This is a genomic window from Pseudomonas sp. P4_C8 (genome assembly GCF_056401975.1).
In genome coordinates this window covers 120838-133769 of the sequence record NZ_JBFUIH010000022.1, presented here as the reverse complement: position 1 = coordinate 133769, position 12932 = coordinate 120838, and the positions used below count along the sequence as shown (strand labels likewise).

The window sequence follows — 12932 nt, the reverse complement described above, 5'->3', positions numbered from 1 at the left end:
GGCCTGACCATTGTGGAATACGCGGTGGCCGGCGGGCTAATAACCTTGGCGGTTGCCGCTGGTTTTACCACCTTGGGCTCCGCCATTACCGGCCAGCTCGGTAGGCTAGCTACTTGTATGGCCGGTGGGGCGTGCTAGTAAGTCTATTCCCAGTGAGAGATGCAGCGATGCATATTGAGCAGATGTTTACATCAATTGTTCTGTTAGGGCTGCTAGGTATTGCGGTGGTGAGCGACCTTCGTCGCCACCGCATCCCCAACCTGCTGGTTCTTCTAGGACTTGTTTTGGGTTTGAGCAGTCAGGCTTACACCAGTGGAGTTGAGGGGCTTGGTAATGCTGCGCTGGCCATGCTGATCGGCCTTACAGTGTTTCTACCCTTGTACGCCCTGGGCGGTATGGCCGCCGGGGACGTCAAGTTGATGGCCATGGTCGGATGCTTTTTTACACCGTATGACGCGTTGTGGACGGCGTTTTTCAGTCTGATGGCCGGTGGTTTGTGCGGTTTTTTGATCATCCTTTTTCGTGGCCAGCTGCTGCAAACCTTAGCGCGCTACGGGTTGATGTTAAGGGCGCGAACCTACTTGGTTCCGGCGGTAGATGAAGTGGCCGGAAAACCTTTCCCATATTCCGTTGCAATTTTGCTCGGAACCCTGGCCAGTGGCTATTGGCTGTTGATCGGCCCGTAGCCCAGGAGGCTAGTCATGCATGTCATCGTCGATAGTGGCGCCTACCCCAGCGATCGGAACGCGGTGCAACGTCTGGCGCCTCAGCCCTGCACTATCCGCGAAACCGGCCTGACGGAAAGTTTTCTCGGCGAGTTGGTTTGCAAGCATTTGTTTGATGCCGGTGTGCTGGACATGTCGCGGCTGGTGGATCGCCTGGCACTGACTGGTGCGGTACTTGAAGAGGTCCTGGCGTTTTTGCGCAAGGATGGCCGTGTCGAAGTGCTTGGCCAGGTGAGTCAGACGGGTGGGCAGTCGCTACGTTATGGCCTGACCGAACGCGGACGCAGTGCCGCCCGCGATGCCCTGTCACGTAGCGGTTATATAGGCGCAGCACCGTTTCCGGTGAGTACCTACCGGTCCCTGATCAAACTGCAGACCATTCACCATGGTCGCATCAACGCCAACGATATGCGTAATGCCCTTGCTGGCGTAGTGCTCACGGAGGGGATGCTCGATCAGCTGGGTGTGGCGCTGAACTCCGGGCGCGCGATCATGATTTATGGCCCCGCGGGTACCGGCAAGACCTATGTCAGCAGTCGGCTGATCCGTCTGTTCGCCGAGGCCATCTGGGTTCCTCATGCCATTGTCATCAACGAGGCGGTGATCGAGATCTATGACCCACAGGTGCATCAGCGGCTCGATGACAACGCTCAACAGAACAATCTGATGCTCAACGAAGGGATCGACCGTCGACTGCTGTGCTGCAAGCGCCCGATCGTCATCACTGGCGGTGAGTTGAGCATGGAACAGCTGGACGTTCGCTATGACCCCTTCACCCGTCAATACCAGGCCGCCTTGCAGCTCAAGGCCAGCAATGGCCTGTTCATCATTGACGACATGGGGCGCCAGCGCATGGCACCCGCCGAGCTCTTGAATCGCTGGATCGTCCCGATGGAAGAGAAACGCGATTTCCTCAACCTGGGCGGCGGTCGGCATTGCGAGTTGCCGTTCGATCTGATTCTGGTGTTTTCCACCAACCTCAATCCCCTGGAACTGGCCGATGAGGCCTTCCTTCGCCGGATTGGCTACAAGCTGCAATTCGGTTACCTGAAGCCCGAGGAGTACGAAAAAATCTGGCGTCAGGAAAGCGAGCGTCTGGGCATTTATTACGACCCGCTGCTGGTGCGTTATGTGCTGCAAAGGCTTTATGCAAGTGAAGGCATGCCCCTGGTGCCTTGCCATCCCCGCGATCTCCTGAACATGGCACTCGATCGCCAGCGTTATATGGGCGGTTCCGGACCACTGTCACCGAAAGAGTTGGAATGGGCCTGGCACAACTACTTCGTCCAGCTCGACTTTCTTTGATACGGAGATACTGACATGAGCTCTCGTACGCTTACCCTGATAGGCGTTTCCCTGGCCATGGGCCTAGGGGCTGCATGGATGGCCGACTCCTGGCTGAGCGCGCGGCTCAATGCCAGCCCGGATGACCACCTTCGAAGCGTGGTGGTCGCCACGGTAGAGATTCCATTCGGGCAGATGGTCGAGGCCCAACAGGTCACGACCGTACGCATGCCCATGGATACGATCCCGGACGATGCCTTTGATGCCAGCGAAAAAACCGTGGGCAAGATCGCAACGTTCGACATTCTGCGGGGCGACATCGTGCGTGGTGCGCGTCTGAGCGAGCACCTGGGGGGCAGCACCCTGGCCTCTTTGATTGCGCCTGACAAACGCGCCATTTCGGTACGTGTGGACGATGTGGTCGGTGTCGGCGGATTCCTCTTGCCGGGTAACCGAGTCGATGTACTGGCGACCAAAACCACGAATACCGGCAGTAACAGCGCCACGTCCAGGACCATCCTCGAGAACTTGCGGGTGTTGGCGGTGGATCAGACCGCGGGTACCGACAAGACGCAACCGGTCGTGGTGCGCGCAGTGACGCTGGAGATGTCGGCCTCTGAAGCGGAAGCCCTGGTCACGGCGCAGACGGAAGGCAAGTTGCAACTGGCGCTGCGTAACCCACTGAACCTCGAGAAGAAAATCGCGGCCGTTGCGCCGGCTACGCCTGTTGCTCCTGTTGCCCCGGCCATGGCTGTGGCCACCGCCGAGGCGCCAAAACGCGTGGCACAGCGCAGCAGTGGCGAGGGCGGGGGTATCACCGTTATCCGCGGGATCGAAGCCAAAGTAGTCAACATTCGCTGACAGGGCGCAACCGGTATCTGGACACCAGGGTATTGGCGGAGCCGATCCGGATCAGTATCGGCAATCGAGGGCTTGATGATGAATCTTCGTATTCAGCAGCCGTTCACTTCGACGCCAAGGCGCCAGGAAGGATCGGTGAGTGTATTGATGGTGTTCGCGTTGGCGGCGATGGCCATGATGGCGGCGTTGGCTTTGGACGGCGGGCATATGATGCTGAACAAAACGCGCCTGCAGAATGCGGTGGACGCCGCCGCCCTGAGTGGCGCCAAAACCCTGAGTCAGGTGACGGGTGGCATCGACAGCGCCAGCACGACGCGTACTGCCGCGCTCAATACGCTGATACAGAATGCCAATGCCACAGGCAACAACGAATTGGCCACGGCGGTCGGCGGCAACGCCGGTACATTTGCAGTGGTGGAACTGGCAAGCCGCGTCTATGGCCCGTTCTCCTATCCCGGGCCGGCGGATGCCAAATACGTTCGGGTATCGGTACCGAACTATAGCCTGACAGGATTTTTCTGGAACTTCGCCCAGTCATTCGGCACTGGCGGCCTGGGGGACAAAGCGGTATCGGCGATTGCCACTGCAGGCCCCAGCCCTGCAAGCCCCTGTGATCTTACACCTTTGATGGTCTGTGGCGACGCGACCAAGAGCAGCCCGTTCGGCTTCAACTTCGGTGATTTGCAGGTATTGAAGAGCGCCAAAAACGAAAAAGACTTAATTGGACCAGGAAACTTTCAATTGCTCGATTTTGATTCGGGCGGCAGTACGGTCAGGCAGGACTTGGCCGGAGAAATCTCGGAATGCCGGAATGTAGGGGACAATGTTCTAACCAAGCCTGGCAATACGGCTGGCCCTGCTGTTCAAGGCTTGAATACTCGCTTCGGCGATTACTCCGGTCCCCTCGGGGGTAGCGCCGGCACCTATCCGCCGGATCTGGTGATTAGCTACAGCAAGCCGTTGATGACCGACAAAGCGCACGGTCAGGACCCGCCGCAGGTGGAGTCCGGTGGCCAGCCAGTCACCGTGAGCAACGGCAATCTCTACGCCGGCGGCGAGCCGTTGCTCGATTATAACGACTGGCTTGCTAGCTTTGCTGCCTGTGTCGCTGGCTCGGGCACTGGTTGTCAGTCCAATGGCGCGTCCGAACGGCGAATTCTGAAAGTCGTGATTGGTGACTGTTCCGGGAAAAATGATGGAGCTAGTTCGATTCCAGTTCTTGGTTTTGGCTGCTTTTTCGTGATTCAGCCAGCCGCTAACGGAGATGCGTCGATCTTCGGCCAGTTCGTGAAGGAGTGCGAAGGCGACAACGTGCCCGGTCCTACACCGTCAACCGATTCCGGCCCGCAGATCATTCAGCTCTACAAAACCTATCTCACCGGCAGCGACACTCCGAGCACTGACTCATAGGAGGCGTCATGAGACGTCACGGATTTAAACATCGGCAGCGCCAGCAAGGCCTGGCCATGGTGGAATTCACCCTGGTCCTGCCGGTGTTGCTCCTGATGTTGCTGGCCTTCGGTGAGTTCGGCCGCATGCTCTATCAGTACAACGTGCTGCTGCAGGCCAGCCGCGATGCCGACCGTTTTGTCGCCAGCAAGGCTTGGAACTCGACCCTTGGCAAGATCGTTCTGAGCACTACGCTGCAGACCCAGACGAAAAACGTTGCGGTGTTTGGCGTGCCTGTCGACACCGGGCCTGATACTGAGGTGTTGTCAAGGTTGAAGACTGGCGACGTGGTCGTCGCCCCAGAGGGCACTGACCATGTGCGGGTCACCATCACTTACACGTTCTGCCCGGTGATTGGCGGTGGCAGTTGCGCCGGAGCGCTTCCCGGTTTTTTTGGTAATCAGATTGCACTGAGCATTCCGCTGGTTGCCAGTACCGTGATGAGGGCACTGTGATGAACAGAAAACACATGCGCGGCATCTATACGGTGGAGTTCGCCATCGTTGGTCTGCTGGTGTTCACACTGTTGTTCGGCGTAGTGGAAATGGGCCGCCTGTACTTTACGGTCAATGCGCTGGATGAAGCCGTGCGCCGTGGTACGCGCCTGGCGGCGGTGTGCAATATCAGTGATCCGGTGGTGTTGCGGCGGGCGATCTTCAACGCGGCGGGCGATGCAGGTAATAGCAAGCTGATCGGCGATCTGGCCACCACCCACCTGACGCTGACCTATCTGGACGCAAACGGCGCGCTGGTGGCCAACCCCACCGACACGAGTGGGAGCAATGGATTCCGTGCCATCCGCTACGTCCGGTTGAGTCTGCAAAATTTCGTTTTCAATCTGTTTATTCCCGGGTTCGGCGTGCCCATTACCTTGCCCCCATTCAGGGCAACGTTGCCACGTGAAAGCCTCGGGCGTCATTCCGATTCCGGGGAGATCACGCCATGCTGAATACCAAGGAAACTCCCGTCTCTACCTCGACCGGCAAAGCCGGGCTACGGTTGCTGATCAGTAGCCGTGACGCCACGTCGTTGCGCGACCTGCAAGGCGTCTGCCAACGCATGCCCAGCCTGGAGGTGAGTACTCGCCTGGTGAGCAATGGGCATGTCGACCCGCTCTACGGCCTGGAGCGGATGCCTGATCTGTTGCTGTTGCGCGTCAGCCACCTGTGGCGTGAAGAGCTGGCGGCACTGTTGCAGCGCCCGGCCCATGAGCGTCCGCCGATGTTGGTGTGCGGTCTGCTGAGCGAACAGGAAGGCATGCGCCTGGCGATGCAGGCCGGCGCCCGTGACGTGTTGCCGGAGCCCGTCGCCGAGACAGAACTGGTTGCCGCCTTGAATCGGCTGGTCATGGAGGTTCGGAACGGCAGTGGGACAGAAGGGAAATTAATCGCTGTGATGAGCGCCAAGGGTGGTTCCGGCGGAACCTTGCTGGCCTGCAACCTGGCTCAGCAGCTCAGCATGAAGGATGGCAGTACCCTGTTGATGGATATGGACCTGCAATTTGGTAGCGTGACGCATTACCTGGATGTGACGCAAACGCACAGCCATCTGGAGGTGTTGCATCAGATCGACGGTATGGACAGCGTCGCGTTGCGTGGCTTTTGCAGCCACTTCAGCCAGACCTTGCATGTGCTGGGTGGCCGGGCCGGTGAGCTGTGTCTGCCGCAGGACGCCCAAGCCGAGCAACTTGACACCCTGTTGCAGTTGGCCCGTGCCAGCTATAACTGGGTAGTGATCGATCTGCCGCGGCAAATCGACCACCTTACCGGCTCTGTGCTGGAACAGGCGGATCGGGTGTACGTGGTGGTGCAGCAGAGCGTCAGCCATCTGCGCGATGCCAGCTCTCTGGTGCGGATTCTTCGCGATGACCTGGGTGTGCGCGGGGATCAATTGCAGATAGTGGTCAACCGCTTTGACAAGGCCGCAGCGATCAGCCTCAAAGATATCGGCGAGGCGCTGCGCTGCACGAATCTGTCGAAATTACCCAACGACTTCAACCTGGTCAGCCAGAGTCAGAACACTGGCGTGCCGTTGGGGCTGCATGCGCCGAGGGCGGCGATCACCATTGCCCTGCACAACATGGCTGAGGACCTGGTCGGCAACCAGATGGCTGACAACAAAGGCTTGCTCAAACGCGCCTTCAACCGTTTTTTCGGGGGATGACCCATGATCAACGACTTTCGTAACCGCTTGCGCAAACAGGCCGGTAAACCCGCCTCATCGCCGGCTGGCCAGCCGGGTGGCGACCTGCTGGATCCGGCAGAGGAAATAATGGCGTGGGAGCGTGCAACGCCCGACGTTCTTTACGAAACCAGAAGTCATGTCACCCCGGTGGAGGCCGAATGGCGAGAAAAGATCTACCAGCAGTTGCTCAAGGTCATGGACCTGTCCTTGCTGGACTCCCTTGAACAGGCTGAGGCCGCGCGGCAGATTCGCGATATTTGCCAGCGCCTGCTCGATGAACACTCGGCACCGGTGAGTACTTCCAGCCGGCAGTTGATCATCAAGCAGATCACCGACGAGGTGCTCGGTCTGGGGCCTCTGGAACCGCTGCTGGCCGATCACAGTGTGTCCGACATTTTGGTCAACCGGCATGACTCAGTGTATGTCGAGCGCTTCGGCAAGCTGCAACGCACCGATGTGCGTTTTCGCGATGATCAGCATTTGCTGAACATCATTGACCGCATCGTCTCCAGCCTGGGTCGGCGTATCGACGAGTCTTCGCCGTTGGTGGATGCGCGGCTCAAGGACGGTTCGCGGGTCAACGCGATTATTCCGCCGCTGGCCATCGACGGCCCGAGCATGTCGATCCGGCGCTTTTCCGTGGACCTGCTCAATACCGACAGCCTGATCCAGGTGGGTGCATTGACCCCGGCCATTGCCCTGCTGCTCAAGGCGATTGTCCGTGGGCGCTTGAACGTGCTGATTTCCGGCGGTACCGGCAGCGGCAAGACCACCATGCTCAATGTGCTGTCCAGTTTCATCCCGCACAACGAGCGGATCGTCACCATCGAAGACTCCGCCGAACTGCAGTTGCAACAGCCCCATGTGGTACGCCTGGAAACCCGGCCTTCGAATATCGAGGGGCGTGGCGAGGTGAGCCAGCGGGAGTTGGTGCGCAACAGCTTGCGGATGCGTCCGGACCGCATTGTGATCGGCGAAGTGCGCGGCGCCGAGGCGCTGGACATGTTGACAGCGATGAACACCGGTCACGACGGTTCGCTGACCACGATCCACGCCAACACCGCACGCGATGCATTGGGGCGAATCGAGAACATGGTGTCGATGACCGGGGCGACCTTTCCGATCAAGGCCATGCGCCAACAGATCGCTTCGGCCATCGGAGTGGTCATCCAGCTGGAACGCCAGGAGGACGGCAAGCGCCGCCTGGTCAGCGTGCAGGAGATCAACGGCATGGAGGGCGAGATCATCACCATGACCGAAATCTTCTCCTTCGTGCGCCACGGCATGGGCGAAAACGGCGAAGTACTCGGTGATTTTCGGCCCAGCGGCATGATCCCCGCCTTCCGCGATGTGCTGGCCAAGCGCGGTATCGAGTTGCCGCTTGCGATGTTCAGGCCTGAGTGGATGGAGGCACGGCAATCATGAACCAGGTTCCTGGTGAATTCATTCTGATGTTCCTCGGCATGGTGTTTATTGCCGTCTTCCTCTTGTCCCAGGGCGTGGCGGTGCCGGTATTCGGCGAGGCCGGCAAGATGCGCAAGCGCATTCGTGGCCGCTTGCATGTACTGGAGAAAGCCAACAATCAGTCCAGCATGCAGACCGTTTTGCGACAGAAATACCTGACGCGTTTGTCGCCATTGGAGGCCAGGCTTGAGCAGCTGCCTTTTATGGAGGCATTGACGCAAATGATTGAGCAGTCCGGGCACGAATACCGGGCCTATCGGGTATTGCTGCTCGGGCTGGTACTGGGTGTCTGGGCGGGTATCTTGATCTGGATGGTTTGGTCAGTCTGGTGGATGGCGCTGCTGGCGGGTTTCGCGCTCTTCTGGTTACCCATACTGAAAATCTCTCGCGACCGTGGCAAGCGTTTCGCTGCGTTCGAGGAAGGCCTGCCGGATGCGCTGGACGCGATGTGCCGCGCATTGCGCGCCGGACACCCCTTCAACGAAACCCTGCGCCTGGTGGCCGAGGAACACAAGGGGCCGGTCGCTCATGAGTTCGGCCTGACCTTCGCCGATATCAACTATGGCAATGATGTACGCCGGGCCATGCTCGGTCTGCTGGAGAGGATGCCAAGCATGACGGTGATGATGCTGGTGACCTCGATCCTCATCCATCGCGAGACCGGCGGCAATCTGACCGAGGTGCTGGAGCGTCTGAGTCGGCTGATTCGAGGGCGCTTCCGCTTCCAGCGCAAGGTCAAAACCCTGTCGGCGGAAGGGCGCATGTCGGCCTGGGTGCTGGTGGCGATTCCCTTCGTGCTGGCGATCGCGATCATAGTCACCAGCCCCAAGTACCTGCCTGTGCTGATCAATGATCCCCTGGGCCACAAGCTGATCATCGGGGCGTTCTTCGCCATGTTGCTCGGGATTTTCTGGATACGCAAAATCATCCGGATTCAGGTTTAAGCGGTATTCGCTACCGGGAGGTACAGGTCATGGATTTTTTGCTCGGGTTGTTCAGTCGTGTCACGGGGAACGAGGAGATGGCGCGCCTGTTGTTCCTTGGCGCGATCGGTTTGAGTACGGTGCTTGCGGTCGTCGCCGTGATCTTGCTGATGCAGGGGCTTCAGGATCCGGTGCAGCGTCGTCTGGCGCTGATCAAGCGTGGTTATTTAGGCAACACCACCGGGCAGGAAGCTCCGGGTAACCTGCAACTGTTGCTGGAACGGGTCGGCCAGCGCTTTGCCTCGGCCGAGTCGGCTCAAACATCCGCCACCCAGACCCTGTTGATGCATGCGGGGTACCGTTCCTCTTCGGCGGTGCAGATGTATTGGGCAGTGCGCTTAATGTTGCCGCTGTTATTGATCGGTATTGCGTTGCTGCTGTTGCCGATGATTCCCAAGGTTTCCCTGACCATGGGGCTGCTGTTGGTGGCTTTGGTGGCCGGTATCGGATGGTTGGTGCCAGCGCTGTATGTCGCCAAGCGCAAGCAGTTGCGACAAGGCCGGCTGCGTGCCGCGTTTCCGGATGCACTGGATCTGATGGTGGTGTGCGTGGAGTCGGGCCTGGCCTTGCCCACGACGATCGAACGGGTGGCTGAGGAGATGTCGGTCAGTCAGGTCGAACTGGCTGAAGAACTGGCCATGGTCAATTCACAAATCCGCGCGGGCATTTCCAGTACCGAGGCGCTCAAGCAACTGGCCGTACGCACTGGCCTGGATGACGTACAAGGTCTGGTCAGCCTGTTGGCGCAGAGTATCCGCTTTGGTACCAGCGTGGCCGACACCTTGCGCATCTATGCCGATGAGTTCCGTGACCGGCGTACGCAGGCCGCCGAAGAGATGGGGGCGAAAGTCGGTACCAAGCTGATATTCCCGCTGATCCTCTGTCTGTGGCCGAGCTTCTTTCTGGTCGCTATCGGCCCCGCCTTGATCGGGGTATTCAGAGTATTCGGTAAGTGAACAGGAGTGGCTTGCTGTCGAACAGGATGGCTGTACTGCATTAGAACGGGGTGGATCAGGCGAGCAGAGTGCATTCACTCCAATCGCCTGCTCCACCTTGTAGTATCTGGACTGTATTTTCCCGCACACGTGATTGAGCCTGGCTTTTTAGCCAGGCCACTCTGGACGACGCCAGAGGCTGATCACCCATCGATATGCCTCAGTTGCCGATGGTCATTTGTCCTGCCGAATCCTGGTCAAAAAACTGCGGAATCGGGTAGCTGAAGCTATTCAGCCAGCGCTGCATGGCCAGGTCACGTTCGGTGGCCGAAGCGGTTTGCAGTTTAGTGGAGGCAACCACACCGCGAATCTGCAGCTGCAACCACTGTTCGGTGCCTTGTTGATACGGCGAAGAGGGGCCCGGCTCAATTGCCCAGGCAGTGGTGGACAGGCAAGCCATGCACACGATCAACAGCCTTTTGGTCTTCATCTCGACTCCTCGTACGTTCTACTTGTTCGCACTGGAAGAGGTATCGGCTACCTCAGTCCTGCGATTCCCCTCGGATGCCACCACTTTATTGGCGGAGGCCTTGAGTTTTTCCGCGCGGGTTTGAGCCTCTACGACTTGCTTGCGGCTCAAGTCGGCGCGGGTCACGAGTTCGGCAGCCGCCTTCCAGTTATCCTGGTAGATCAGCAGCGTCACCATATTGAGTGCCGCCAGTGTATTTGCCTGCTTGAGCTCCATGGCGGTCATGAACTCAAAGCGTGCTTCAGGGATCCGTCGCTGATTGAGGTAGACGACCCCCAGGTCATTTCGCATTCTGTCGTCGGTGGGGGCCATCTTCACCGCACGCTCAAGGTGAGTGGCAGCGGTGGCGTTATCATTTTTGGCGGCGGYCAACTGGCCCAGGCCATGTTCCCCTTCAGCCGCCAGACAGGTGCCGTGCAAGCTTTCATACAACGGCTGCGCGTCCCCGCTACGCCCCATCAAGCGCAGCACCCGAGCCTTGCGCAGGCGAACCTGGACCAGGTCATCGGGCAATCCTTCCAGATTCGCCAGGCTGGCATACAAACGGCCTTCTTCGGCCATGCTGTCGGCCAGGTTCAGGGCCAGTTCTTGATCTGAACCGGGCTTGGCACAGTTAGCTGGTTGCGAAGACATGCCATTGCTGGCACAACCTGCGAGCATAAATGTCGCCGCTATTGCAATGACTGCTTTCATTGAAGGTCCTCTGGCTACAACACGTTGAACGCCTGGCCAATGGCAATACAGCTGGCCCGGCAAGCGTTCAAAGTCACCGTTACGAGTGAGGGCGAGGCAAGTCTGGTTCAGGCTTCGGTTCATTGCGAGAGCCCGCTGAGGCTGTCGAAGTCGCCATTTTCCAGGAAAAACATGCGGTAGAAGTTCGGGTCGTAATTGCGCATTTGCTCGCCAGGCAATGACGGTAGTTGTGCATTGGCGGCCAGTGGCTGGACCAGATGCGGGGTGACGATCATCAGCAGTTCGCGCTCCTCACGGTTGATGACGTTGTCGCGGAAAAACGCGCCCAGAACCGGGATATCCCCCAGCCCCGGAAACTTGTTCACATGGGAGTCGTTGTGGGTGCTGATCAGGCCGCTGATGACGAAGCTTTCGCCGTCGGCCAGGGAGATGCTGGTATCGGTACGGCGCACGGTCAGGGCCGGGACTACCGTGCCGGCGATGCTCACGGCGTTGGTGAAGTCCAGTTCACTGACTTCCGGCGCCACCTTCAGCGCGATACGGTTTTTCCCGATGATGGTCGGCGTCAGGGTCAGGCGGATACCGAACTCCTTGTACTCGATGAACACGTTATCGCTGCCTGAACTGGGCACCGGAATCGGTATTTCACCGCCGGCCAGGAAGCTCGCACTCTGCCCGCTGAGCGCTACCAGGCTTGGCCGCGCCAGCGTGTAGGCGAAACCACTGCCTTCCAGCGCGTTGAGCGCCACCAGGGTATTGCCGGTAGCAAAAGTGAGGTTGAAGTTGTTGTTGTTCACCGGTACCGCCGGCGTGACAATGCCGCCGATGGTGGGCAAGGTTCTCGGCGAGCCGAACAGCCAGTTGCCACGGATGCCGAAAATCGAGGCGGAGGCTTCCTTGAGCTTGGTCCGGCTGACTTCTACGAAGCGGATATCGGTCTGCACCTGGCTCGGCAGCAGCGGGTCTTCGGAAGGCACCGACGGCACGCTGGTCAGCGCCGACGTGGCTTTACCCTTGACGAATACCATGCTTTGGCGCGGCGTTTTCGAACAGGCGGTCCAGACCATCAGGCTGGTGGTCCCCGGCGCAACGCCCGTGAGTATGAACGCGCTGCTGCCGCTGGGTTGTACGTCGGCAATTTTCGGGTCACCCACCGCCAGTTGTGTTATCGGAACGGGGCTGCGCAGTTCATGCTGCAGCCCCTGACCGACCTCGTACGTTGTCGGCCAATTGTCCAGCTGTGGACAATTGGCCGGCGCGGCCTGAGCCGCATCCACGCTGAGGCCCATCCAGAACAGGCCATGGATAATTCGCTTGATAGCGGGCACGGGACGAAGGCTCATTAAGTACATCCTTTTAGGCTGACTGAGTTGTCACGGATCACTTCACGGGGATCGGACAATCCCCCCCAATGCGCCAGACCAGTTATCCATAGCCTTGGCGTTATTCCTTGCGTGCTATATACGAGCAGGCGCAATTCGCTGATCTGGCTGGACAGCGAGCGACCTTTGCTAAAACGATTTTTAGTGATCCGGTGACCTGGGCTGCCCGACAGAGCGACACTCGCGGCTATGGACCGTACTGTCCGCCGACCTGGCTCCCCCGGAAAGTAATCGGCAATGAAGGTACATCGCCGGAAAACGCCTGCCAGGATCATAGTGAGGTAACTCCTTTTGCCAATTCGCCATCTGATCACTGAAGCTAACGTGGAAATTCGAGCCGTTATGACTTCTTATTGTTTGAAGGTAGTTCAATCAAGCCAAAGTGCCATCGTTTTAAAAAAAACCATTGGTGTAAAGGCTGGAGAAAGGCGGACGGGCGAGCG

At 58.9% G+C, this 12932-nt stretch carries 14 protein-coding genes; 11 read left to right on the top strand and 3 right to left on the bottom strand.

Annotation, left to right across the window (positions count from 1 at the left end):
- The 11 genes from AC1DWM_RS15860 to AC1DWM_RS15810 form a co-directional block, all read left to right on the top strand.
- Positions 1-138: Flp family type IVb pilin (locus tag AC1DWM_RS15860; protein WP_477795602.1), on the top strand; the 138-nt coding region annotated here is incomplete at its 5' end.
- A gap of 29 nt (positions 139-167) precedes the next feature.
- Complete coding sequence (locus AC1DWM_RS15855) at positions 168-686, top strand: A24 family peptidase (protein WP_477795599.1); 519 nt, start codon at positions 168-170, stop codon at positions 684-686.
- A 15-nt stretch (positions 687-701) separates the two neighbouring features.
- Positions 702-2030 (top strand): AAA family ATPase, encoded by a 1329-nt coding sequence (locus AC1DWM_RS15850; protein ID WP_477795598.1) that lies wholly within the window; start codon positions 702-704, stop codon positions 2028-2030.
- A 15-nt stretch (positions 2031-2045) separates the two neighbouring features.
- Positions 2046-2870, top strand: coding sequence for a Flp pilus assembly protein CpaB (gene cpaB, locus AC1DWM_RS15845; protein WP_477795597.1), 825 nt, complete (start codon positions 2046-2048; stop codon positions 2868-2870).
- A gap of 75 nt (positions 2871-2945) precedes the next feature.
- A complete protein-coding gene (locus tag AC1DWM_RS15840; protein WP_477795596.1) occupies positions 2946-4280 on the top strand; it encodes a TadE/TadG family type IV pilus assembly protein in 1335 nt (444 codons plus the stop codon).
- Positions 4281-4288: 8 nt separating this feature from the next.
- Positions 4289-4774, top strand: a complete 486-nt coding sequence (locus tag AC1DWM_RS15835; protein WP_477795595.1) for a TadE/TadG family type IV pilus assembly protein — start codon at positions 4289-4291, stop codon at positions 4772-4774.
- Positions 4774-5268 carry a TadE/TadG family type IV pilus assembly protein gene (locus tag AC1DWM_RS15830; protein ID WP_477795594.1) on the top strand — a complete coding sequence of 165 codons (495 nt, stop codon included), beginning with the start codon at positions 4774-4776 and terminating at the stop codon, positions 5266-5268. The genes AC1DWM_RS15835 and AC1DWM_RS15830 overlap by 1 nt, the downstream gene beginning before the upstream one ends.
- Positions 5262-6482, top strand: coding sequence for an AAA family ATPase (locus AC1DWM_RS15825; RefSeq protein ID WP_477795593.1), 1221 nt, complete (start codon positions 5262-5264; stop codon positions 6480-6482). Before AC1DWM_RS15830 ends, AC1DWM_RS15825 begins: the two co-directional genes overlap by 7 nt.
- A 3-nt stretch (positions 6483-6485) precedes the next feature.
- Entirely contained in the window at positions 6486-7928 is a 1443-nt protein-coding gene (locus AC1DWM_RS15820; RefSeq protein ID WP_477795592.1) for a CpaF family protein, read from the top strand.
- On the top strand, positions 7925-8911 hold the full coding sequence (locus AC1DWM_RS15815) for a type II secretion system F family protein (RefSeq protein WP_477795591.1): 987 nt from the start codon (positions 7925-7927) through the stop codon (positions 8909-8911). Before AC1DWM_RS15820 ends, AC1DWM_RS15815 begins: the two co-directional genes overlap by 4 nt.
- Positions 8912-8940: 29 nt before the next feature.
- A complete protein-coding gene (locus AC1DWM_RS15810) occupies positions 8941-9906 on the top strand; it encodes a type II secretion system F family protein (protein WP_477795590.1) in 966 nt (321 codons plus the stop codon).
- A 199-nt stretch (positions 9907-10105) separates the two neighbouring features.
- On the opposite strand, the gene AC1DWM_RS15805 is transcribed toward AC1DWM_RS15810, so the two are convergent.
- The 3 genes from AC1DWM_RS15805 to AC1DWM_RS15795 form a co-directional block, all read right to left on the bottom strand.
- A complete protein-coding gene (locus AC1DWM_RS15805; protein WP_223516866.1) occupies positions 10106-10375 on the bottom strand; it encodes a DUF3613 domain-containing protein in 270 nt (89 codons plus the stop codon).
- A gap of 18 nt (positions 10376-10393) precedes the next feature.
- A complete protein-coding gene (locus AC1DWM_RS15800) occupies positions 10394-11107 on the bottom strand; it encodes a tetratricopeptide repeat protein (RefSeq protein WP_477795589.1) in 714 nt (237 codons plus the stop codon).
- Positions 11108-11226: 119 nt separating this feature from the next.
- Positions 11227-12450: a type II and III secretion system protein family protein gene (locus tag AC1DWM_RS15795; protein ID WP_223516870.1), complete on the bottom strand. Its 1224-nt coding sequence runs from the start codon at positions 12448-12450 to the stop codon at positions 11227-11229.
- Positions 12451-12932: the final 482 nt, after the last annotated feature.